We start from the raw sequence: 24,739 nt of genomic DNA, 5'->3' as shown, positions 1-24,739 counted from the left end.
CATTACTTCACATCTATTATCTCATATCTATTGAAATAACAAATATACAAATCTTCTGAAGTAGTAATTACGATATGGTGTTAACAATTAGTTGGTCTGAATTCTGGATGCATTTTTTCGAAGTGTTGGCTGTTTTATATGTCATCACCATTATCTCTACGGTAATTATTGTGATTCTTGAAAACAGAAGTCCTCTAAAAACCATTTCCTGGATTCTCGTTTTAGTTTCTTTGCCTGTTATTGGATTAATTTCCTATTTGGTTTTCGGTCAAAGTTTTCGGAAGCGAAAGATGTTTAGCATGAAGGAGTTGGGTGATATGAAGTGGCTGCAGGTAATGAGTCAGGATCAAAAACTTCATTTGGATAAAAGCCGATGGCTGAGGGATGAGCGGATTCATGAAAAAAAGAACCTGATGACCTTGCTTTTGAACAATTCAAAGGCATTGCTTACCGGTTACAACCGGGTAAAAATTCTGAACGATGGTGAGGAAACATTTCCTTCTATTTTTAAGGCTCTTCGGAAAGCGAAGGATCACATTCATTTGGAATATTACATTATTGAAGATGGAGAGTTGGCGGCGGAATTACTCGAAATATTGATGCAAAAAGCAAGAGATGGTGTTGAGGTTCGTGTGATTTACGATGATGTTGGAAGCTGGAAATTGAGCAAGAAATATGTGGCAGACCTGAAGGAATCCGGTGTGAAAATATATGCTTTTTTACCCGTTCGATTTCCCATTTTAACCAGTCGGGTAAATTACCGAAATCACCGAAAAATTATTGTGATTGATGGTGAAACAGCTTTTGTTGGCGGGTTGAATTTTGCAGATCGATATCTTTATGGAATTCCCGAAATTGGTTCCTGGCGGGATACTCATTTAAAAATTACAGGCGAAGCCGCTACCAGTTTACAAATTGTATTCTTAATCGATTGGTATTTTGTTCGACAGGAAGTTTTACTTGACGAAAAATATCTTCCTTATAAGAAAGTGAAGCAAAAGTGTTTGTTGCAAATTACCGCGTCCGGAGCCGATTCCGATTGGGCAAGTATCATGCAGGCGTATTTTTCGGCCATTACTTCGGCAAGGGGGAATGTGTATATTTCATCGCCATACTTTATGCCTAACAGCAGTATTTTAATGGCACTAAAAACGTCGGCAATGAGCGGGGTTGATGTACGTGTATTGCTTCCTCATAAATCAGATTCATTCATGACCTATTGGGGAACACTTTCCTACATCGAAGAATTGCTGGAAGCAGGTGTGAGAATCTTTTTTTACAAAGGAGGGTTTAATCACAGCAAGATAATGATGGTGGATGGAATAATGGCAACGGTTGGAACAGCAAATATGGATGTCAGGAGTTTTGAACAGAATTTTGAAGTAAATGCCTTGATTTACGATGAGGACATAACTTTGGAACTTAGAACACGTTTTTTAGCTGATTTGGAGAACAGCGAGGAGTTACTTTTGCCCCAATGGCGGAATAGATCCAAAAGTCAGAGAGTGAAAGAATCAATGGCCAGATTATTTACTCCACTTCTATAGTTTCTTCCTGATATTTTTTGAACCAGAATAAAATTTGTTTCATCACATAGTACTCTGAAGAATTTGGAGTTACTTTAATTTCCGAACCTGCATATTCCATAAATTTCAGTAATTCTTCTCCCTCTAAACCCGTTGCATCAGCCACTATCTTAGCATTGTATTTCGAACTGATCTTTTTTGTCTTGTCCTCGTTTCTGATTATTTTGGATAATTTCTTTTTCGTTTTTTCTGATTTGCTCAATTTGCTGTACAAAAAATCTGTGGGTGCAAAAATTGCACCTAAAACGCCCATTTTCCCATCTCTTTTCGGGCGGTACTGAGCAGGCACAATATTTGGTTTTTTTGTATTGTAGGGAGCCAATTGTTTCATAATGCTTTTATTTATTGGATCCTTTTCTTCCAGTTTGGTTTTGATGAAATCTTCCTTAAATTCATCCCAGGTTCCCAATGCATAAATATCCACTTCATCTAATAAATAAGAAATGTCTTCCAATTTAATTTGAAAAAAGGGAGGGAAATCGGCATTAAAAATGAATGGAACTGCCCAATCAATAGCTTTGTACCCTAAAGCACTAATTCGAAGTGTATCGTATTGCTGAATTTGCAGATGAAAAACGCCAAGGCTGTCGCAAATAATTCCTTTGCGTGTTCTTTTTATACTAACGGTCGCCAATGGAATAGGAGTTAAACTTTCCGAATGGAGAATTTGCCCGGAAATACTGATAATGGAATCTATTTTAGAGTCTTCCGAAAAAGAGCAGTAACGGGAGCTAAGAACTAGAATTAATGAAATGTACAATACCCTCTTTAATTTCATGAGAAGAGTTTAATTCATTGTTTAAGGGCGCAGGTGGTTTCTTATGGTACCTAAAGAATCAGTAAAGCTCAGATCGTTCTCAATCTGTGGTTTTTCTTGTAAAAAATCTGTGTAAAGTTGTTGAATTCTTACTCCTATATACATTTCACTGGTTTGATATGTGAAATTCTGCTTCGAATTAATATATTCCATTAACTGATCTAATCTAAAACCAGATTCGTGAGTTAATTCAGCAATTACCTCTTTGTTATATTTTTGCTGAAGAATCCGAAGTTGCCAATCTGTCATTTCTACAATTCCTTTTCGAGCTCTTCTTTTCTGTCCAATAGATTTTATTGCACTGATTCCATCGAGAAGATTGAATCCAAAACCCTGTCTGCTCAACGTATTGGCTTCCGCCTGTGCAAGTTTCAAGTTTCCAAAATCAAAATTCGCTGCAATATTTTCTTCTTCGGGGGCATCGGTCTTAATAAAGTTTTCTTTAAACTGACTCCAGGTTCCCAATGAGTAAATGCTTACTTCATTAAGCAGAATACTTCCCTGTTCCATGAAAATTTCTTGAAAAACTTCCTCTTCTTCAGCTTGCGGAGGTATAATACTCACAAATTGTTCTTTAAATCCGAGAGCAGATATTCTTAAATTTTGATCGGGATGAATTCGTAAGCGGAAAAAACCGGCGCTGTCACATACAATTCCCCAATTAGTTCCTTGAAGATTTACGTTAGCAAAGGAAACTCCTTCCAGATTTTCAGCATTTATTACCTTTCCGGATACAATAAAACTATCATCATTCATTTCTTCCTGAGCAAAGACTCCGAAGGCAAGAAATAATGTGAGAAAGAAGGTCAGTAAACTTGTTTTCAATTGGGTTGATTTTTTTATTTAAGGCTAAAGATAGGTTTCCATCTTAATGAATGCTGTAATTGTTACATTTTTTAACAGACTTTAACCCAAATTAATATTGTGATAGAGGTCTATCTACCTGTCCAGTTGACGAGTTGACTGGTTTTTTGAAACGGATTTATATGACCATAAAGAATATCATTTTCACGTTGATAGCACATCATTGGATGAGTGGTTTCTATTTTGTTGGAAATTTCAATGTTTTTCACCACTTGGTGAGCGTTGTTACCCCATAAGAACCAAACTATTTCAGGATTTACTGCGGCAATAAATTGCAGTAATTTTTGAGTAAACGGAGCCCAAAGTTTAGTGTGTGAATTTGGTTTGCCGATTTCGCAGGTAAAGGCAGTATTTAGCAAGAGTACATTTTCGTGTTCCGACCAATATTTAAACAGTTGATTGGGGGGGAGTATCTTAAAATCACTATCCATTAGCAATCGGTCACCTTCGTTAAGCCGACTTAGAATTTCCGAATATTTTAGTTCTTTATTGGTTTCAGCTTTGTAAATGCAACGCAGAATATTTTTTAACGAAACATTGCGAAACTTATCATGCCACGAGTTTAATCCATTCACTTCAAAAGCTCTTCCGGTAGCAACTCCTGCTTGAGGATAAGGATCCTGTCCTAAAATTACAACCGGTATTTTATTCAAATCCATTTCTAAAAAGCGCAGCGTTAGATTTGACTTTGGAGTGGATTTTTCAATGTGAATTGATTTTTCGATGTCCTTAATCAAACAAATAATTTCTTCTGATAGAAAAGTGGTCCAGCTTTGGTGTATTGACAGTTGAGAAAGGAAAGTAGATCTATGCATTTTGATAATTATTTTTGTAGTCTCAAAAATAGTGAATGCAATTATTAATTAATAATTATAAGTTAAGAATTGCATGATTAGGATATTAAATATTTTTAAGGTGCCTGCGTAAATTTAGATCTTATTTGGATTCATTTTTGGAACAGTCAATTTTACAATTGGTTAGACTGTTTTACTTTTCGACTTTTTAGACTCTTGCAGACCTTTCTACTTTTATTCTTTTTGACTAGTTTTGTTACCTATATTAACCAAAATAGATAAGATACAACTGATTATGTACCAGAAATTGAGAGAAAATATTGAAGCTGCATGGAATGACCGGTCACTTTTGAGTACTCCTGCAGTACAAAAAAACATAGAAGAAGTAATTGAATTGTTGGACAAAGGAGTTCTTCGCACTGCAGAACCACTGGCAGACGGATGGCAAGTAAATGAATGGGTGAAAAAAGCCGTAATTCTTTATTTTCCGATTCGTAAAATGGAAACTATTGAAGTAGGTCCATTTGAATTCCACGATAAAATGGCATTGAAAACCAACTATGCTGAATTGGGAGTTAGGGTTGTACCTCATGCAGTGGCACGATATGGAGCTTTTATCGCCAGAGATGTGGTAATGATGCCATCATACGTAAATATTGGTGCTTATGTGGGCGAAGGAACCATGGTCGACACATGGGCAACAGTAGGATCTTGTGCTCAGATTGGGAAACATGTTCACCTTAGTGGTGGAGTTGGTATTGGCGGTGTTTTAGAGCCGATTCAAGCTGCTCCGGTAATCATCGAAGACAATTGTTTTATTGGCTCCCGTTGTATTGTTGTAGAAGGAGTTCATTTAGAAAAAGAAGTTGTTTTGGGAGCTAATGTAGTGCTTACCGGATCAACAAGAATTATAGATGTAACAGGAGAAGAACCTGTTGAGTATAGTGGATTTATTCCGGCACGTTCGGTAGTGATTCCTGGAACAAGAACCAAGAAGTTTCCTGCAGGGGATTATCAGGTTCCTTGTGCTTTAATCATCGGAAAAAGGAAACCATCTACTGATTTAAAGACTTCGTTGAACGACGCATTGCGTGAATACAATGTAGCGGTATAGTTTAATTAATAATGAATAAATCAATAATGAGTAATTAATGAAAATTGATTACTCATTTGTTTCTAATGATTTGAAAGAATACTAACAAATTAGAAATGCACAACGACATTAAAAAAGCTTTGGAAGTACTTCATGCCGGGGGAGTTATTCTATATCCTACCGATACTATCTGGGGAATAGGTTGCGATGCAACAAATCCTGAAGCGGTAAAAAGAGTTTATGAAATTAAGAATAGGGAAGATTCCAAAGCCATGTTGGTTTTAATGGAGAATCCCAATCGCCTGAATTCATATGTTGATGAGGTTCCGGAAATAGCCTGGGATTTAATTGATACAAATGATCAGCCAATGACTCTGGTTTATCCGGGTGCGAAAAATCTGGCTCCAAATCTGATCAATTCAGATGGAACCATTGGTATTCGAATTACCAATGAAGAGTTTACACAAAATCTGATTCAGCGATTTAAGAAACCTATTGTTTCTACTTCAGCAAATAGAAGTGGTGATGTTTCTCCTGCAAATTTTTACGAGATTGGTGATGAAATAAAAGAAGCGGTAGATTATATTGTGGAATACCGGCAGGAGGATATGGAAAAATGCAAAGCTTCCAGTATCATTAAAATTGGATTGGGAGGTGAGATTCAAATTATAAGACCGTAGGGATACAGTATTCTGTTTCCCTACGGATATATTTTTTACATTCCGATTGATTTTATGTGGCCGGAACCTGCGGATTTTGAATCTATGAAATCTGGTTTTCCGCGGTAGTAAATGTCACCGCTGCCAGCTACTCTTGCATTTAGGTTTTTTGTTGCATACACCTTACAATCACCCGATCCGGATACGCGAACGCTTACGTTTTCAGATTTTAAATTACCTGCATCAACATCACCCGAACCACTAATATGAATTTCAAGTTCTTTCAATCCATTACCTTTTAGATTAATATCTCCCGATCCGGAAATATGACACTCAACATTTTCGGCAGATAAATCTTCAATAAAAATATTGCCGCTTCCGCTGATTGCATATTTTGCATTGGTAGTTTCTATTGGGCTTTTGGCGACAATATTACCCGATCCGGAAATGCTTAAATTTTTTATTTGCGAGGAGGATATATACACTTCAATATTTTTGAATGAATTGTTCCAGCCCCAGCTTTTATTTTTTCTACGCTTAATTTTTAGAGTTCCATCTTCAACTTCAGTAATAATTTCTTCTAAATCATCAGCATCGCCTTTCATTTTTACTGAAGTAGAATTTTCCTGAGTGATAAATACCTTGGCGTGAATGGCAAGACTAACTGATTCGAATGATCCAACATTTCGGGTTTCTGTTTTTTGGGCAAAGGCTAAACTACCACTCAAGACAAGAGCAAAAACTGTCAGCAGGGAAGTAATACGTTTTGTGTTCATATAAATTAGTTTTAGATAAAAAATCATGTTCAAATAAAGGACGAATAAGTCGGCAAAAAGTTGCACTAAGAAATATTTTAATGCTTTAAATATTTGAGTAACTAAGTTTAAAACATACAATTTTGCAGCGCATTAAGTATACTTAGGAACAGTAGTGCACCTTAAAAAATCATAAAAATCTGCATCTCATTGATTCTTTTCACAATTTGTCTATACATTCGCATAAAAATCAGAACAATGGAATTCAAGCACAAAAAGAAAATACAAATCCGCTTTGGCGATATCGATTTAATAGGACATGCGAATAATGGAGTTCAGTTAAGTTACCTCGATTTGGCACGAATGGATTATTTTCAGCAAGTATATGGGGAAGTAATTGATTGGAATGAATCTGCATTAATCGTAGCTCATCTTGAGATAGATTATTTGTCATCCATCACCCTGAGTGATAAAATTGAAGTGCAAACAAAAATTTTCCGGATTGGTAATAAAAGTGTAGGGATGTACCAGAATATTGTCGATTTAAAAACAGGCGAAATTAAGACCAAAACATCACAGGTAATGGTAGCCTACAGTCAAAAATTAGGAGAAAGCATAAAAGTTCCGGAAACCTTAAAGATTAGAATTCTTGAGTTCGAAGGAGAATTGCTGATTAAATAATATAGAGATAACAGCTTTTTACTTTGTGAGGAACAAGAAAATAAGTTTTGGAATGCAGCAGAACAGGAAGTGATTTATTCACTAAGATACATATCGATAAGTCCATCGGGAGTTTCCATGGTGATGGTTTTATTTTCCTCATTTATTTCAATGAAGTTTTCTTCGGCAAAAGGAATCAAAACTTCCTGATTATTAACCGAAATAACAAGAACAATGTTTCCCGAGTAATCCTGAATATCCTCAATTTCTCCCAATTCACCTTTTTCCTCATCAATGTACAGGAAGCCAATCAACAAATTCGGATCAAGATCATCTGCTTCTTCAATAAATTCCGGAGCATCCTTCATGGGAATGTAAATATCACAGCCAATAAATCGCTGTGCCTTCGCTTCCGAATCCAGATCTTCTATAACAATACGAACCGTAGAATGATTTCGGGGAGTAATTCCGTTTTTAGGAATAAAAAAAGGAACCAGTCCTCCGTCGATATCGACAAAAACTGATTCCAATTTATTTTTTTCAAGAAGCTTGCTGTTTTTCTTGGCAACTAATTCGCCTTTAACTCCATGAGTTTTAGTAAATGTTCCGGCAAGATAGCAATCTTCTATTGTAAGCATGCATTCAATATTAAGCTTCAGTTTCTTCCGAACCTTCTTCTGTTGCAGCCTCTTCGCTAGTTGCTCCAGCTTCTTCCGCTTTGGCAGCAGCTTCAGCATCAGCAGCTCTCTTAGCGATAGCTTCTGCTCTGCTTGCGCTAATTTTAGCTTCAGCTTCTAAACGAGCTTTCGATGCATCATCAGCATTTTTCGAAAGACCTTCTTTCTTAGCGTTGATTTTTGCTTCTTTCTCTTTTTTCCAAGCTTCGAATTTTACTTCAGCAGCAGCTTCATCAAAAGCTCCTTTTTTCACACCGGCAAGCAAGTGTCTTTTCATCATTACACCTTCGTAAGATAAAATTGCTCTTGCAGTGTCAGTAGGCTGAGCACCGTTTCCAAGCCAGTTAACAGCTTTGTCAAAATCCAAGTTAATTGTAGCAGGATTGGTGTTTGGATTGTAAGATCCAATACGCTCAATGTATTTACCATCACGTGGTGATCTGCTATCTGCTACCACAATGTGGTAGAATGCGTTTCTTTTACGACCGTGTCTAGCTAGTCTAATTTTTACTGGCATAACTTTATTTTAATAAATGAATAAGTTGTGGTATGCATACCACGATTTATAAGCGCGACAAAGATACTATTTTATTTTTGATTAAAAACAGCACTCAAAAAGATTATTTCATTGCCTAATACTCATGTATATAAGAATGTAGCATCCAAGCCCTTTACTATTATTATACAGATGTTGGTAATTTAGAAAGAATAGTATGTCTATATTTACTAATTTTGCTTGGATGAATTCCTTAAGTCTTCGCAAATCGCCACTCATTTAAAGGCATAACTATAATAATTCTGATACTGAGATGTTTTTAATATTTGATACAGAAACTACAGGTTTACCCAAAAAATGGAAAGCACCATTAAGTGATTTTGACAACTGGCCGCGCATGGTACAGCTGGCTTGGCAATGTCATGATATGGAGGGTAATTTTCTCTTTGCTAAAAATCATGTTATCATACCTGAAGGCTTTGCCATTCCTGAAGATGTAGTGGCGGTTCATGGTATTTCAACTGAAATAGCTCTGGAAAAAGGAATTCCGTTGAAAGAAGCCCTGCTTAACTTTATGGAGGATGTCAGGAAATCGAAGTATGTCATCGGACACAATGTTTCTTTCGATATAAATATAGCAGGCTGTGAACTGCTGCGTTGTGAGATGGATGAGCATGAGCTTATTACAGCGCCTGCTCTCGATACCATGACTGGCAGTAAGGAATATTGTGATTTGAAACGCAAAGGCCAGCTTAAAAATCCTACTCTTACCGAACTTCATATGAAGCTGTTTGGTGTTCCTTTTGCCGAAGCTCATAATGCGGCGGCCGATGTGGAAGCTACTTCACGTTGTTTTCTGGAGTTGATTCGGGTGGATGGTTTAAGGACTGAGTTTCAGATATTGTCGAATGATCAGATTCAGGCATTTAAACGCAATAATCCGGACGCTATTGAGCTGGTAGGTATCGAATACGAATCTTTTAAGGTTAATACTGCTTTCGACGAAATTTCCATTGAAGACGAAGAGCGCAAGAGACAGGAGGCAGCAAAGAATATCATTCCACAGGCTTTTGTTCATTTGCATGTTCATTCTCAGTATTCCATACTCGACGGAGCTGCCAAAACAGTTGATATTGCAGCAAAAGCCAAGGAAGATGGTATGCCGGCTGTTGCAATTACCGATCATGGCAGTATGTTTGGTGTAAAAGAGTTTCACGTAGCATGTGGCAGAGTAGGCATCAAACCAATTATTGGTGTTGAAGCCTATATGGCACGGCGGGGACATTTAATAAAAGAAAATAAAGGGGATGGGTCAGGTCATCACATTATTTTACTGGCTAAAAACTATAAAGGATATCAGAATCTTTTAAAGTTAACATCTATTGCCCATATCGACGGTATGTACTACAAACCACGTATCGACAAGGATTTACTTGAAGAATATAGCGAAGGACTAATTGTAAGTAGTGCTTGCCTGGGTGGTGAAGTCGCGCAACACATCATGGGCGGTAATATTGATAAGGCAAGAGAAACTATTCTTTGGTTTAAGGATGTTTTTGATAAGGATTATTACCTGGAGATTATGCGTCACCCCAACAATGATCCACGCTTAAAGGGCGATGTTTGGGAAAATCAGGTGAGAGTGAATAAAGTGATTCGTAGATTGGGAGCAGAACTTGGTGTTAAAGTGATTGCCACGAATGATTCCCATTTTGTTAATCCCGAAGATGCCGAAGCACACGATGTATTGGTGTGTTTAAATACTGGGCGTGATTACGATGATAGTACACGCATGCGTTACACCAAGCAGGAATGGTTTAAAACAAGAGAAGAGATGAATGAGCTCTTTGCCGATGTACCGGATGCACTTGCTAATACCATGGAGATCGCTGAGAAAGTGGAGGCTTTTGAGCTAAACTCCAATCCCATCATGCCTTCATTTGACATACCTGAAGAGTTCGGAACTCTGGAAGACTATAAAGAGAAATACGACGAAACAACACTTATTAAGGAGTTTGAAGAGGAACGTTACGAGAAACTTGGAGGTTATGATAAAGTGCTGCCGATTAAGTTAGAGTCGGACTACCTCGAACATCTTGCATTCAAAGGTGCGAAAAAACGCTATGGCGATACTCTGGAAGATCATGTAATTGAGCGCCTGAATTTTGAGTTGAACACCATTAAAACAATGGGTTTCCCCGGATATTTCTTGATAACGCAGGATTTTATTAATTGGGCAAAAAACAATGGCGTAATTGTTGGTCCGGGACGTGGTTCAGCTGCCGGTGCTGTGGTAGCTTATAGTATTGGCATTACCGATGTTGATCCCATAAAATATGATTTGCTGTTTGAGCGTTTCCTAAATCCCGATCGTATCTCAATGCCCGATGTGGATATTGACTTTGATGATGACGGGCGACAGGAAGTACTCGATTATGTAACAAATAAATATGGACACGATAAAGTTGCTCATATCTGCACTTTTGGTACAATGGCTACCAAAAGTTCTATTAAGGATGTAGCGCGTGTATTGGGTTTAGAATTATCTGAAGCCATCCGCCTGACCAAACTGGTGCCCGAAGCACCCAAGATGAGCTTTAAAAAAGCATACGAAGAAGAGCCTGCTCTTCTGGATGAAAAAGATTCTCCTAATCCGCTCATCGCCCAAACAATCAAATTTGCCGAGTCCTTAGAGGGATCGGTACGACAAACTGGAGTGCATGCCTGCGGTATTTTAATTGGAAAAAATCCTCTGGACGAGCATTTGCCGGTTATGCCTACTAAAGGAGAGGACCTATTGACCACCCAGTACGATGGTCGTTTTGTAGAAGATATTGGACTGTTAAAGATGGACTTTCTCGGCTTGAAAACATTGTCCATCATCAAAGAAGTACTGGCCAATGTAAAGCTGTCCAAAGGTATTGATGTTGATATCAACAATGTAGATCTTGAGAATGAAGAGACTTTCCAGATGTTTAGTCGGGGAGAAACTACGGCTATATTCCAGTTCGAGTCGCCGGGAATGAAGAAACACCTTCGGGCCCTAAAACCAAACCGTTTTGAAGATTTAGTAGCCATGAATGCCTTGTATCGTCCTGGGCCAATGGAATATATTCCTTCGTTTACCCGAAGGAAGAACGGGGAAGAGGAGATTGCCTACGATCACCCAATAATGGAGGATTACCTGAAGGATACGTATGGAATTACGGTTTATCAGGAGCAGGTGATGCTTCAATCCCGTGCTTTGGGTGGATTTACCCGAGGCATGTCGGATACCTTGCGTAAGGCGATGGGTAAAAAACAGATTGCCATGATGGATAAGCTTAAGGTAGAGTTTATCAATGGATGTCATGACAATCCTAAGTTTATGGAAGGCGTTGGTGGCGATAATGTTAAGGCTGATAAACTGATTGAAAAAATTTGGTCCGATTGGGAGGCTTTTGCAAAATATGCTTTTAATAAGTCTCACTCGGTTTGCTATGCTTATATTGCTTATCAAACTGGTTTCCTAAAGGCACATTATCCAGCTGAATTTATGGCGGCGGTGCTTAGCCGTAACTTATCTGATATCACTAAAGTGACTATTTTTATGGATGAGTGCAGGCGCATGGGAATGCCTGTGTTAGGACCTGATGTGAATGAATCTTATGCCCGGTTTACGGTAAACAAAGAAGGTGCAATTCGTTTTGGTATGGCTGGGGTGAAAGGAGTTGGAGAGCAAGCTGTTGATGATATTATTAAAGAAAGAAAAAATGGTCCGTTCAAAAATATTTTTGATTTCATAGAGCGGGTAAACTTAAGATCTGTAAATAAGAGAACTCTTGAAAATCTTGCCATGTCGGGAGGTTTCGATAGCTTCGGATTAAAGCGGAGCCAATACTTTCATCCAGATGAAACCGATGTTACCTTTATGGAATATTTGGTGAAGTATGGAAACAAACTGCAGGCAGAGAAAGACAATTCGCAGCAAACCTTATTCGGCGATGTAGAAGATTATGTGGTTACACCGCCAAAAATCCCTGAATGTGCCGAGTGGAATAAGCTGGAGCGCTTGAATAAGGAGAAAGAGTTAATTGGAATTTACCTGTCAGCTCATCCACTTGATGATTACAGATTGGAAATCGATTCCTTCTGTAATGCATCTTTAACACAATTGTCAGCGGATATTGTAAATTTTAAGGATAAGGATGTAAATATTGCAGGAATGGTAACTGCCATTCGTCGGGGAACTACAAAAAACGGCAATCCTTTTGCAATTGTTAACATTGAAGATTTCACAGGCTCGTTTGAAATGGCTTTTTTTGCTAAAGATTTTGTGGAATACAGCAATTATTTTATTGAAGGTTTATCTGTATTTATAAACGGGAGAGTGCAAACCCGATCCTGGCCAAGAGGTTCGACCGAATTGGAGTTTAAAGTTAAAGGGATAAACCTGCTTTCCGAGGTAATGGAGAAGCGCGTGAAAGAGGTTACCATTGAGATTCCGGTAAGCAGTCTTTCAGATGAATTAGTAACCGAAATGGCAAGTTGTATGGAGGGGAACAAGGGGAATTTGAAGGTGAATTTTGTGATCACTGATGATAGAAATGTGAGGGTAAAAATGTTCTCAAGAACTTGTAGGGTAAACCTTTCCAATGAATTGATCGAATATTTTAAAAATAATTCTGATATTGAATTCAAAATTAATTAACTTGCACGGATAAATATAAAATTCAAAACAATTAAAAATAGATTACCATGACAATTGCAGTAAACGATGCTAATTTCGAAGAAGTTGTGTTGAAATCAGATAAGCCTGTATTGGTTGATTTCTGGGCCGAATGGTGTGGCCCTTGTAGAATGGTTGGCCCAATTGTAGACGAACTTTCTAATGATTACGACGGTAAAGTTGTAGTTACAAAAATGGATGTTGACAGTAGTCCTGCTACTTCTGCAAAATTTGGAATTCGTAATATTCCTACTATTCTTTTCTTTAAAGGTGGTGAAATTGTGGACAAACAAGTTGGTGCTGTTCCAAAATCAAGTCTTGCTGAAAAAATTGACGCTTTATTGTAAGTGTTGATTGCAAAATATTTGGGCATAGAGAGATTCTTTCTATGCCTTTTTTTTCTTTGTTCACATTCAAAATAGATTTTTTTGAAGCAACTCTCAGATCTGATACAATTCGAAGAGTTTGATAATCTGGAGCTTTTGGCCAAGCAGATTGTTGAAGGATTTTTAATTGGTTTGCACCGAAGTCCGTATCATGGATTTTCGGTTGAGTTTGCAGAACACCGACTCTACAATAAAGGAGAGTCAACCAAACACATCGATTGGAAACTATACGCACGCAGCGATAAGCTGTTTGTAAAACAATTTGAGGAAGAAACCAATTTAAGGGCTCATATTGTTGTAGATACCTCTTCTTCAATGTTGTTCCCTTATCAGCAGAAACACCAAACTAAATTGGGATTTTCGGTGCTTTGTGCAGCGGCTTTGATTCATTTATTACGAAAACAAAGAGACGCAGTTGGCTTGTGTACCTTCTCCGATAAAATAGATATTCTTACTCCGGCAAAACTTTCAAATACTCATGCTCATTTGCTGTATGCTCATTTAAGCAAACTCTATAACAAAGAAGGAATTGAGAAAAATCGGGAAACCAAAATTTCTGATACATTGCACAAGCTTGCCGAAGGATTGCATAAACGTTCACTCGTAATTGTTTTTTCTGATTTTATGGGTGATGAAACGCCTAAGGAAATCCTGGAATCTTTGCAGCATTTACGTTTTAATAAACACGAGGTTTTACTCTTTTCCATTCGGGATAAAGAATTTGAAAACGAATTCAATTTTGCAAATCACCCCAGTCAGTTTATCGATTTGGAGACAGGAGAAAGCATTAAATTGAATCCTTCGGATATTAGAAGTTTATACAGCCAAAAGCAGAAGGAGTTCTTTACAGAATTAGAGCTTTTGTGCGGAAAGTTTGCGATTGATTATGCAGAAGCAGACATCCGAAAAGAATTTCATACCGTTCTTAAGGCTTATTTGCTGAAGAGAAAAAAAATGATGTAAATCAGCCATTCTTCATTATTAAATAGACCAAAGGCTTACCTTCCACTTATTTACTGTTTATTTGTTGATGAATAATTTTCATCTTCCATACCTTTGCATTATTTTTATGAAACACTCAATAATTTCTAACACGTAGAGAACTCCCCAAATGAAAAATTGGATTTGCCTATTCGTATTGATTTTGCTGTTTGCCTGCGAGCATAAGAAAGTGCAATCGGTAAGTTTGGATGAATCTTTTGTGGAAAATGGAGTTGTTAAGCAGTATGATGATGAGAATAGATTAACTGCCGAAATTACTTTTCGAAATGGTGTGCGTCATGGGGTATGTAAAATTTATTATTCATCAGGTGAGTTGAGTGATGAAATCATGTATGTTGATGACCAGAAGAATGGCGTTGCCAAAAAATTCCATAAAAACGGCAAATTGTATAGCATTACTCCTTATCACAAAGATGAAAAGGATGGTGTTCAGAAGAAATACTATTCCAATGGTAATATCTGGGCTGAAACGCCTTATAGGAAAGGCCAGCCCGGTATTGGTCTGAAAGAATACAGACAGGATGGACGTTTGCGGACTAATTTACCAAGTATTGAAATGCAGAAATTTGTGAAGGAAGATGTTGTGGTTTTAACATTGTCACTAAGTAATTACTCTAAGAATGTGATTTTCTACATCACCGATTTAATGGAAGATAAATACATTCCGTTTGCAGCCAAGCCTCTTTATGCAAAAGGAGGATTAGCACGATTCGAAATTCCTTACGATCGTGTTGCAGGACTTGATACCACCTTGAATATTGTTGCAAAATACCAAACGCAGGATTACAACATCAATGTTTCTGAGCGAAAATTCCAGGTAATTATTAAATAGAAAGCTTATTCTTTAACAAAGGAGAGTTTGGATAGAATTGGAAAATGATCGGAGTATTGTTTTTTGATTCTCTGATACTCGTTGCAGATTGTATGCTCATCATGAAGAATATAATCAATTCTGAACGATGGAAAATCTCCTACATAAGTTGTGCTGATTCCACTGCCTTTGTCTTTAAAACAGTCGCTAAACTGATCACTCAAAGTTTTATAGGTAAAGGATTGAGGTGTGTCGTTAAAATCACCACATACAATTGTAGGATGAGGCGATTTATCGATATGTGCCCGAATTATTTGGGCTTGTTTGGCTCTGCGGATAAATGCATAACGCAATCGGAAGGAAATGTCTTTAAGCTCGTTTAATTCCTGTTCATCAGCCTTGAACTCTTTTTTGTTGATGAATTCGTAATTTTTACCTGCAAAACGGTTCGACTCCAAATGAAGATTATAAACACGAAGTATTTTTTTTCCAATTTGTAAATCTGCAAAAACAGCACTGCATAAATTTCCCTTCTCAAAATTAATTTCCCCATGATGGATAATTGGATATCGGGAGAAGATTGCGATACCTGTTCCATGCTTGCTTCTGATTGAATATTTCGTGTTCAATTCTTTTTTTAGATTACTAATTGAAAGTAAACCTGATTTTGTAGCTCTGAATTCCTGAAAACAAATAATTCCTGCTCCAAGCTCTTTAGAGAGCTGAATGATATTTGAAGGTGTCTTTGGGTCTTTTGTCCATTTGTAAATGTCAAATGAGCGCACATTGTAACTTAAAACGTTAATGGAATTTTCATTGTTTGTTGAATTACCGGAGAAGTTAAATTGAATGAAATTGGAAAAAGATTGATAACCAATTAATATGGCCAAAAGAGGAATTAAAAAACTCCAACGCCTTCTAATCATCCAATAAATAGTAAATAAAATATTAATAGCCAGCAGATAAGGATAGGCTAACCCCCAAAAGGCTGGTGGCCAAAAATTGTCCGGGTTGATGTAAGCTGCCAGATAGGAAATCAAAAGTGAGCCTGAAAATATCAGGCTAAAGATAACAAGTGATTTGTGCAGAAAGTTCTTCAAGCGATTACTTCTGGTTACTGGATTTAAAAAGGATTTCTTTTTCTTCTTTACTTAGGCTGTCGTATCCCGATTTTGCAATTTTCTCCAAAATAGCATCTAAGTGTTCCTGGTGTTGTTTTTTTGCTTTGTTGTACTCTTTATCGTCCATTTTCTGGGTATTCTTATAACTTACTTTCATTTTTCTTTTCTTAAAAAGGCCAAAAAACGAATCCATAAGTGAATTAAATCCAGAAGAAATATCTTTACCCTTACGAAGCTGATTTATGAATAACCAACCATAAAAAGCACCGCCTAAATGAGCAATATGACCACCTGCGTTACCCATTGGAATGCTAAGTATATCTGTAACAATAAAAAATAAGGCGATGTATTTAATTTTAACCGGACCAATAAACATGAGATGAACAACATGATTGGGAGTATAAATTACCGTAGCAAAGACAATTGCCATAACCGAAGCAGAAGCACCCAAAGCATACGATCCAAATCGAAGACTTTCGAAAACAGGAAAGAGGTTATAGGCAAATATATATGTTGCAGCACCGGTTAAACCGCCAATCAAATAAATGCTCACCAGTTTTTTCTGATCAAGATAACTTAGGAAAATTCTTCCAAACCAGAATAACCAAAGCATATTCTTTAGTATGTGCAGAAATCCTTCATGTAAAAACATGTAGGTAAACACAGTCCATGGTCTGCTTAATAATGCATTGGTTTCGGCAGGTACCGATAACCAGTGAACAAGGAATGGAACTTGTGAGGTTTCAATGCCTGCAAAAAATGTTAATACATTCACAATTTTAACAATCAGAAAAACACCAAAGTTGATGTAGATCAGTCTTGTTAAATTACTTCCTTCTTTGAATGAGTCTTTAATTCCGTCCCAAATACTCTGGTGGGAATAGGACTGATATGGATTGTTGAAATTCATGCTCATGAAATATCAATCATTTAACTATTAATAAAATCGGTTTGAATTCTTCTGCCAATACTTTATCAGGATAAATCCAAATAACATTCCACCTAAGTGAGCAAAATGGGCAATATTATCGCCACTTTGATGTTGAAAGCCCATAAATAATTCAATTGCACCGTATCCAACTACAAAATACTTTGCTTTGATTGGAATAGGAGGAAATAAAAGCATCAGCTCAGTATTTGGGAATAACATACCAAAAGCCAAAAGAATTCCGAATACTGCTCCCGAAGCTCCAATTGTAGGAACATTAATGTTCTCAGTAATCATTTGGTTTACCATCGCAATAGCCTTTTGCGTATCGAAGGCATTATTCGGATGTTCGGCCCAGCTGTTTACAAAATCGGTAACCCAAGGTTTAACCGGTCCCATGTGCTCACGAATAAATTGAAGCATTAAATCGGGAGATGGCGTATTGCTAAATGCATTTGCAGCAGCTTTCATTGAGGAATAGTCAAGCCACCCTACAAATGTGTGAAGTGCAGCCGCACCAAGTCCTGTTATCATGTAGTACAGTAAAAATCGTTTTGGTCCCCAAACTTCTTCCAGTACGCGACCAAACATGAACAGGGCAAACATATTAAAAAATAAATGACCTATTCCTCCATGCATAAACATATGCGTAATGAACTGATGCGGTCTGAAATACTCTGATGCCGGTTGGTGCAACGCAAAAAGATTATCCATACTAAAGCCAAACCGGTCGCCGATTACCATGGTTCCGAGCAGGACTAGCACATTTATAATTATCAGGTTTTTTACAACCGGAGGGAGGTTTAATAGAGAAGATCTGAATTGACTCATTCGAATTTATTTTAATATTTCCTTTTAGCTAACAATAGTCAGACCAATTTATAATTTGTGTGTGTGATTAACAAATCTACGACAGATTGTCACCTTATTTAAATCTGCTTTCCAATTCCTGAGATTCAAGAACCGAAATAATTGCTTTCCCATCGGGTGTGAAATTAGGAGTTGCACAGGCAAAAAGTTGATCGATTATTGAACTCATTTCCTCATTCGAGAGGGTTTTGCCATAATTTAAAGCCGATGCTTTTGCCAATGACTTTGCTAAATTTTCGCGAATTTTCAGTTTCACATCCATTTGGTTCGACTTGTAGTTCGCCAACAGGTTTTCAACCAATTCTTTTGGTTCGCAATTGTGGATATCAGCCGGAGTTCCATTAATCACAAAGGTTTTCTTCCCAAATTCTCTGATGTCAAACCCCAAGGCTCTCACATCTTCAATAATTACCTGTAAAAGAGTGTAATCCGAAGCATTGAGTTCTATGGTTTGAGGGAATAAAGTTTGCTGAGCAATTCCTTGATGATTTTCCAACGAATTGATGAATTTCTCAAATAAAATGCGCTCATGTGCTTTACGCTGATCGATGATCATCAAGCCGGAGCGAATCGGTGTTAATATGTATTTGTTCTTTAACTGAAAAAAATTCTTTGCTTTCTGAATTTGTTCCTGCGGATGCAGTTTCTTTTGTACAAATTCTTCCGGTGGTTTTTGCGGCTGAAAATAATCCGGAATATTTTCCCGATCAATTTTCGCCTGATTTAATTTCTCATCCGACTCTCTTTTAGAAGGTTCTTCGTATAGAGTCTCCCATTTTTCGGGTACTGGTTTTCTAGTACTTCCACTTTGCTGATGAGGTGTTTTCGCTTTAAATTCCTGATAGAATTGGTTCGATTCAAAAGATCTTCGTTCCTCGTCAAAGGGATTATAGCTTTTTTCTCCATCAAAAGGGTTGTAGTTCAAATCCGCTTCGAAAGGGTTGAATTCAGGATTCACCTTAATCATTGGAGCCTCAATATCGGCATTGCTGCCGGCCACAGGAATTTCCAAACTGTTGTCTTCATCAAAATCGATGGAAGGCACAATATTAAATTTCCCCAAAGCCTCGCGGATAGATGCTTGAATAATTTGATAGATCGCTCTTTCGTCTTCAAACTTAATTTCTGTTTTGGTCGGATGAATATTGATATCAATAATCTGTGGATCGACCTCAAAAAAGATAAAGTAAGGCGGTATGGTTTCAGGTGGCAATATTTTATCGTAAGCCTGCATAATTGCTTTGTGAAAATAAGGGTGCCGCATGTAGCGGTTGTTCACAAAAAAGAATTGTTCCCCTAAATTTTTTTTCGCATTTTTCGGTTTCCCGATAAAACCGGTCAAATTAACAATGCTGGTGCTTGTATTTATACTGATTAACCTTTGGTTCATACCTTTGCCAAAAACATTGATAATTCGTTGGCGGATATGACTGGCAGGCAGGTTGTATATTTCTGAGTCGTTGTGGAGAAGTTGAAAAGCAATTTCGGGATGCGAAAGCACGATTCGATGAAATTCGGTAATGATATTGCGAAGTTCGGTAGAATTTGCTTTTAAGAATTTTCGACGGGCAGGAACATTAAAAAAGAGGTTTTTTACAATGAAATTACTTCCATCGCTGCAAGCCGAAACTTCCTGAGAAATTGCTTCGGAACCACTAATAACAATGTGAGTCCCTAATTCGTCTTCGGTTCGTTTGGTTTTTAATTCAACATTGGCAATTGCCGCAATAGAGGCGAGTGCTTCGCCGCGAAAACCCATGGTTCGAATCGCAAACAGATCTTTCGCTTTTCGAATTTTAGAAGTTGCATGCCGTTCAAAAGCAAGACGCGCATCGGTAACGGACATACCACATCCATTATCAATTACCTGAATTAATGTTCTTCCAGCATCTTTTAAGTTGATTTTTATAGAGTTACCTCCAGCATCAATGGCATTCTCCACAAGCTCTTTTACAACTGAAGCTGGTCTTTGAACTACCTCACCTGCAGCAATTTGATTGGCTACATTGTCAGGCAGAATCTGTATCAAATCCGACATATAAATTTCTACTTCTAAAGTTTAACTTTCTAGTAACGTGTTGGGTGAAATTTAAATTGTCTGATTTCAGGAATTCTGAAGAAGAGACAAAAATAAATTTAGAAAAGGAGAAATTTAAATGACTCCATTCCATCCATAAAGGTAAATATATGCTGCCAGTGCAAGCAAGACAAAGATAATTAACAATCTAATGTTCGATTTATTTCTGGAGCCATTAGAATCGAAGTGACCATGACGCAGTTCACTTTTCATTCGTCCTTTTATGTTGGGGATGTATGGTTCATTTTCATCCTTCAAACCCAGTTCTCCTCGTATCCTTTTTTCTCTGTCTTCTCTCGCTTCTTTTGCAGGATCCCAATATCTGGGTTGAATATTAAATCTTTTGTATTGAGGTTTTTTAAAAAAACTTGTAAATCCCATGATAAAATGTTTTATACCAGTTAAAAGTGTAATGTTGTAGGTATAATTTGAATGCTTCTGCTGCTCAATTTGGAAAATCGCCCATCTAAAGCAAAAGATTCAATACAAGCAATACTTTTCGTCTAAAAAAGACACACAAATATATCGTTTTTTTCTGAATTTATTTTCCCTCTAATTGCACAGCCATGAGTTAATATATCCTAAAAAAACTGGATCTGCTTGTGGGGTTTTAAAATTATTTTCTTTCGTAAGAACAGGGTCTAGTTAAGTTTTTTACCACATTGATTGCAGTACAGAGCATCTTCGGCATGATTGTCGGCTAAACAATTTGGGCAAACCTGAGTGGATGCAGCTTTTGAACTTTGTTTGCTCAGTTCAACAGTTACAATCCCTGTTGGAACGGCGATAATGGCATAACCAATAATCATTACGAAGCTGGCAAAAAACTGACCAAGAGATGTAGTCGGGGAGATATCGCCATAGCCAACGGTGGTAAGCGTAACAACTGCCCAATAAATGCCGCGGGGAATGCTGGTGAACCCGTTTTCGCCGCCTTCAATCAAATACATGATGGTTCCGATGATGATTACCATGGTTAGAACAGCAAAAAGAAAGACGGATATCTTTATTCTGCTTTGTCGAAGCGCTCGAACAATAATAGCTCCCTCTTTAATATATCTGTTGAGTTTTAAAATCCGGAAAATCCGAAGTAATCGTAAGGCTCTGATTACCATGAAGCCGTGAGTTCCAACTATTACAAGGCCTAAGTAGGAGGGTAGAACCGAGAGTAAATCGATAATGCCGTAAAAGCTGAATATATAGGCTTTGGGTTTTTGAACGATCCATATTCGCAGCATGTATTCCAAAGAGAAGATCCCTGTAATCAACCATTCCGAAAGTTTCAATACATCGTGATAATCTCTTTCGATGGAAGGCACACTTTCCAAAACAACTAGAAGGATGCTTAGAATAATAACAATAAGCAGTGCAATATCGAAGATTTTCCCCGATTTGGTGTCAGCCTCGAATATGATTTCGTAAAGACGATCTTTTGTAGTACTCATGAAAGAAAGAGATTTGGGTTTCAGAACATAAACTTACTAAAAAAGTCTAAAATAGTCTGGAAGGGTCTTGAAAAGTCTAACGGTCAAATGGTCAAAAGGTCGGGGAAATCTTAAAATAATATAAAAGTTGGGGGATGAATGAATCTGACCCCTTATCTCGTAAATCTCATTGCTCTTTTTTTTATACTTTTGAATAAAATTTGAACAAGATGATTATAAATGATATAAAAGAAAGCTTTTTGGATGCACAAAAAGTTTTGAATGAATTTATTGCCGATGAGGCTAACTTTTCAGCAATCGAAGCGGCAGGTGAAGCAATGGCAAAATCCATAAAAAACGGGGGAAAGATTATTTCCTGCGGTAATGGTGGTTCGATGTGCGATGCCATGCATTTTGCCGAAGAATTAACGGGTCGTTTTCGAGGAGACAGACCCTCGATGCCAGCCGTAGCCATTTCAGATGCCAGTCATATAACTTGTGTGGCAAACGATTATGGTTTCGATTATATTTTCTCGAGATATGTGGAAGGAATGGGCCAAAAGGGAGATGTATTTTTAGGAATTAGTACTTCGGGAAATTCAGCGAATATTATTAATGCAGTAAAGGCGGCCAAAGAAAAAGGACTGATTGTTGTTGGTTTAACCGGGAAAACAGGAGGTGAAATGGCTGCTCTTTGCGATGTTGAAATTCGGGTGCCTTGGGAGAAGTACTCCGATAGGGTACAGGAAATACACATTAAAGTGATTCATTGCCTGATTCAGTACATCGAAGCAAAAATGAAATAAGTATTGTAGATATTAGATGTGAGAAATGAAGTTTTTTTCACAGATAAAAAAGTGTAGAAAAAGGATGTTGGAATGACATCCTTTTTTTTGTGCCTGAATTTTTGAATGCGGATTGCTGTTCTATAATTTGAATTATGTTTTGGTTAGTTTGTGTATTATTGTTACATTCACGGGTTGATTTTGTTTATTGGTAAAATTTATAAATATGCTTGTTAAAACCTACGGAAGTGCAGTATATGGCATTCATGCCACAACAATAACAATAGAAGTAAATGTTTTTCCCGGAGTTCGTTTTTCCTTGGTTGGATTGCCCGATAATGCGGTGAAGGAAAGTCAGCAGCGAATAGATTCTGCCTTGCGCGAAGTTGGCTATAAAATTCCCGGTAAAAAGATCATTATTAATATGGCTCCTGCCGATATCCGAAAAGAAGGATCGGCTTACGATTTGCCGCTGGCGATAGGAATACTCACGGCAACCGAACAAATTAATTGCGAAGTGCTTGGCAAATATATTATTATGGGCGAATTGTCGCTCGATGGCAGTTTGGTTCCTATTAAAGGCGTGTTGCCTATGGCCATTCAGGCACGGGAAGAAGGTTTTGAAGGTTTAATTTTGCCAAAAGCAAATGCACGCGAGGCCGCTGTAGTAAACAAACTGAAAATAATTGGCGCCGATACGATTAAGGAAGTGATTGAATTTTTGAAAGGTGATTTGGAAATTCCACCCACCGAAGTCGACACCCGGGCTGAATTTTACGCACACTTAAACAATTTCCCTCACGATTTTGCCGATGTAAAAGGACAGGAGAATGTGAAACGTGCTTTGGAAATTGCCGCTGCCGGCGGACACAATATCATTATGATTGGGCCTCCGGGAGCAGGGAAAACCATGCTGGCCAAACGAATTTCAGGAATTTTGCCTCCCTTAACACTGCAGGAAGCGTTGGAAACAACAAAAATACACTCGGTGGCCGGTACTTTGGAAAAGAACAGTGCCCTGATGACACAAAGGCCGTTTAGATCGCCGCACCATACCATTTCGGATGTAGCTTTAGTAGGTGGTGGCACATTTCCACAACCTGGTGAAATAAGTTTGGCGCACAATGGCGTGTTGTTTTTAGATGAGCTGCCCGAATTCAGACGAACCGTGCTTGAGGTGATGCGTCAACCATTGGAAGACAGAACCATCACCATATCGAGAGCTAAATGTACCATTGAATATCCTGCCAGCACCATGCTGATTGCTTCCATGAATCCTTGTCCGTGCGGCTACTACAACCACCCCGATAAAGATTGTTTGTGCGGCCCCGGAATGGTGCAAAAATACCTGAGTAAAATTAGTGGTCCGCTTTTGGATCGCATTGACATTCACATTGAGGTAGTTCCCGTTTCTTTCGATAAAATATCGGATCAGCGACTGTCGGAAAAGAGTGAAATAGTTCGCAAACGAGTTGAAAAAGCCAGACAGGTTCAGGAAAAGCGATTTGCGGAGCACGATGGCGTTCATTGCAATGCTCAAATGAGTTCGAAATTGCTGCGGAAACATTGTCAGCCCAACGAGGCCGGCAACCAGTTGCTAAAAACCGCCATGGAAAAAGTGGGACTTTCTGCCCGTGCCTACGACCGGATTTTAAAAGTTTCGCGCACCATTGCCGATTTGGAAGGTTCAGAAAGCATCGAAACGGACCATTTGGCCGAAGCCATTCAGTACCGCAGTTTAGATCGCGATGGATGGGGAGGATAGGTGAGAGTTATGAATTAATAATATTTGTAGGGTCATGCCATGGCGTGACCTTTTTTGTGATTCATGATTTCGGATTGCGTTGAATGCGATGATCTGAATTGTGGATACGACATGTCGTATCCCTACGGCATTGCCGAATAGATTGGTAATTGTATTGAACCAATGTGTTTTGATTGAATGTTTGTAGGGTCATGCCATGGCATGACCATTTTTTTTTTTACATCGGTCGTTTCTGCATTTCTCTGCCTCTGGCTTCAGGCAGAGGATTTTTTTATTTGTTCGTGAAGAAACCTATTTTACCGCATAATTTATCTGTAAAAATTAACAACATTAATTCCTTTACCCTTGTTCCTTTATCCTTGAAACTTGCTCCTTGATTTTGGCTTAGGGATTGAAGCGGAAAGCCCGCAGGCAGAATTGGCCGGTGGGTGGGATGGCGAGGACTTGGAGCGAAAAGCCCG

The 24,739-nt window shown here is 38.0% G+C and carries 22 protein-coding genes; 10 read left to right on the top strand and 12 right to left on the bottom strand.

Annotation, left to right across the window (positions count from 1 at the left end; all coding sequences use genetic code 11):
- Positions 1-74: 74 nt before the first annotated feature.
- Positions 75-1,547, top strand: coding sequence for a cardiolipin synthase (gene cls / locus QUH73_RS05170; protein ID WP_289529395.1), 1,473 nt, complete (start codon positions 75-77; stop codon positions 1,545-1,547).
- Here cls and QUH73_RS05165 read toward each other — a convergent pair.
- The 3 genes from QUH73_RS05165 to QUH73_RS05155 form a co-directional block, all read right to left on the bottom strand.
- On the bottom strand, positions 1,531-2,364 hold the full coding sequence (locus QUH73_RS05165) for a carboxypeptidase-like regulatory domain-containing protein (RefSeq protein WP_289529394.1): 834 nt from the start codon (positions 2,362-2,364) through the stop codon (positions 1,531-1,533). The two genes, cls and QUH73_RS05165, sit on opposite strands and share 17 nt — an antisense overlap.
- 21 nt (positions 2,365-2,385) lie before the next feature.
- The gene (locus QUH73_RS05160) at positions 2,386-3,228 is read right to left on the bottom strand and encodes a carboxypeptidase-like regulatory domain-containing protein (RefSeq protein WP_289529393.1); all 843 of its coding nucleotides are present in this window, start codon (positions 3,226-3,228) and stop codon (positions 2,386-2,388) included.
- A gap of 110 nt (positions 3,229-3,338) precedes the next feature.
- Positions 3,339-4,082, bottom strand: coding sequence for a uracil-DNA glycosylase (locus tag QUH73_RS05155; protein WP_289529392.1), 744 nt, complete (start codon positions 4,080-4,082; stop codon positions 3,339-3,341).
- A gap of 274 nt (positions 4,083-4,356) precedes the next feature.
- On the opposite strand from QUH73_RS05155, the gene QUH73_RS05150 reads away from it, so the two are divergent.
- Positions 4,357-5,175, top strand: coding sequence for a 2,3,4,5-tetrahydropyridine-2,6-dicarboxylate N-succinyltransferase (locus QUH73_RS05150; RefSeq protein WP_289529391.1), 819 nt, complete (start codon positions 4,357-4,359; stop codon positions 5,173-5,175).
- Positions 5,176-5,270: 95 nt separating this feature from the next.
- Entirely contained in the window at positions 5,271-5,834 is a 564-nt protein-coding gene (locus QUH73_RS05145) for an L-threonylcarbamoyladenylate synthase (RefSeq protein WP_289529390.1), read from the top strand.
- 35 nt (positions 5,835-5,869) lie between these two features.
- Here the strand turns inward: QUH73_RS05145 and QUH73_RS05140 are convergent, their stop codons facing one another.
- The gene (locus QUH73_RS05140) at positions 5,870-6,589 is read right to left on the bottom strand and encodes a head GIN domain-containing protein (protein WP_289529389.1); all 720 of its coding nucleotides are present in this window, start codon (positions 6,587-6,589) and stop codon (positions 5,870-5,872) included.
- Between the two features lie 237 nt (positions 6,590-6,826).
- On the opposite strand from QUH73_RS05140, the gene QUH73_RS05135 reads away from it, so the two are divergent.
- Positions 6,827-7,249, top strand: coding sequence for an acyl-CoA thioesterase (locus tag QUH73_RS05135; protein WP_180327299.1), 423 nt, complete (start codon positions 6,827-6,829; stop codon positions 7,247-7,249).
- Positions 7,250-7,323: 74 nt separating this feature from the next.
- On the opposite strand, the gene rimM is transcribed toward QUH73_RS05135, so the two are convergent.
- A complete protein-coding gene (gene rimM / locus QUH73_RS05130; protein WP_289529388.1) occupies positions 7,324-7,866 on the bottom strand; it encodes a ribosome maturation factor RimM in 543 nt (180 codons plus the stop codon).
- 10 nt (positions 7,867-7,876) lie between these two features.
- A complete protein-coding gene (locus QUH73_RS05125) occupies positions 7,877-8,422 on the bottom strand; it encodes a 30S ribosomal protein S16 (RefSeq protein WP_289529387.1) in 546 nt (181 codons plus the stop codon).
- A 292-nt stretch (positions 8,423-8,714) separates the two neighbouring features.
- Between QUH73_RS05125 and dnaE the strand changes: the two genes are divergently transcribed.
- From dnaE to QUH73_RS05105, 4 genes are all read left to right on the top strand, one after another.
- Complete coding sequence (gene dnaE / locus QUH73_RS05120) at positions 8,715-13,091, top strand: DNA polymerase III subunit alpha (RefSeq protein ID WP_289529386.1); 4,377 nt, start codon at positions 8,715-8,717, stop codon at positions 13,089-13,091.
- 47 nt (positions 13,092-13,138) lie between these two features.
- A complete protein-coding gene (trxA, locus tag QUH73_RS05115; protein ID WP_101310028.1) occupies positions 13,139-13,456 on the top strand; it encodes a thioredoxin in 318 nt (105 codons plus the stop codon).
- Positions 13,457-13,537: 81 nt separating this feature from the next.
- Positions 13,538-14,458 (top strand): DUF58 domain-containing protein, encoded by a 921-nt coding sequence (locus QUH73_RS05110; RefSeq protein WP_289529385.1) that lies wholly within the window; start codon positions 13,538-13,540, stop codon positions 14,456-14,458.
- Positions 14,459-14,606: 148 nt separating this feature from the next.
- Entirely contained in the window at positions 14,607-15,329 is a 723-nt protein-coding gene (locus QUH73_RS05105; protein ID WP_289529384.1) for a toxin-antitoxin system YwqK family antitoxin, read from the top strand.
- 5 nt (positions 15,330-15,334) lie between these two features.
- Here QUH73_RS05105 and QUH73_RS05100 read toward each other — a convergent pair whose 3' ends face one another.
- The 6 genes from QUH73_RS05100 to QUH73_RS05075 form a co-directional block, all read right to left on the bottom strand.
- Positions 15,335-16,408: an endonuclease/exonuclease/phosphatase family protein gene (locus QUH73_RS05100; RefSeq protein WP_289529383.1), complete on the bottom strand. Its 1,074-nt coding sequence runs from the start codon at positions 16,406-16,408 to the stop codon at positions 15,335-15,337.
- Positions 16,409-16,412: 4 nt separating this feature from the next.
- Entirely contained in the window at positions 16,413-17,345 is a 933-nt protein-coding gene (locus QUH73_RS05095; protein WP_289529382.1) for a rhomboid family protein, read from the bottom strand.
- A gap of 21 nt (positions 17,346-17,366) precedes the next feature.
- Positions 17,367-18,188, bottom strand: a complete 822-nt coding sequence (locus QUH73_RS05090) for a rhomboid family intramembrane serine protease (RefSeq protein WP_289529381.1) — start codon at positions 18,186-18,188, stop codon at positions 17,367-17,369.
- 94 nt (positions 18,189-18,282) lie between these two features.
- A complete protein-coding gene (gene mutL / locus QUH73_RS05085) occupies positions 18,283-20,265 on the bottom strand; it encodes a DNA mismatch repair endonuclease MutL (protein ID WP_289529380.1) in 1,983 nt (660 codons plus the stop codon).
- Positions 20,266-20,379: 114 nt separating this feature from the next.
- Positions 20,380-20,685: a hypothetical protein gene (locus QUH73_RS05080; RefSeq protein ID WP_289529379.1), complete on the bottom strand. Its 306-nt coding sequence runs from the start codon at positions 20,683-20,685 to the stop codon at positions 20,380-20,382.
- Between the two features lie 260 nt (positions 20,686-20,945).
- A complete protein-coding gene (locus tag QUH73_RS05075; protein WP_289529378.1) occupies positions 20,946-21,749 on the bottom strand; it encodes an ion transporter in 804 nt (267 codons plus the stop codon).
- Positions 21,750-21,958: 209 nt separating this feature from the next.
- On the opposite strand from QUH73_RS05075, the gene lpcA reads away from it, so the two are divergent.
- On the top strand, positions 21,959-22,534 hold the full coding sequence (gene lpcA / locus QUH73_RS05070) for a D-sedoheptulose 7-phosphate isomerase (protein ID WP_289529377.1): 576 nt from the start codon (positions 21,959-21,961) through the stop codon (positions 22,532-22,534).
- 205 nt (positions 22,535-22,739) lie between these two features.
- Entirely contained in the window at positions 22,740-24,278 is a 1,539-nt protein-coding gene (locus QUH73_RS05065; RefSeq protein ID WP_289529376.1) for a YifB family Mg chelatase-like AAA ATPase, read from the top strand.
- Positions 24,279-24,739: the final 461 nt, after the last annotated feature.

The sequence above is a fragment of the Labilibaculum sp. K2S genome (assembly GCF_030372765.1).
In the GTDB taxonomy this organism is placed as follows: domain Bacteria; phylum Bacteroidota; class Bacteroidia; order Bacteroidales; family Marinifilaceae; genus Labilibaculum.
Note: the sequence above shows the minus strand (reverse complement) of the source record. Positions and strands in the feature narration are given on the sequence as shown.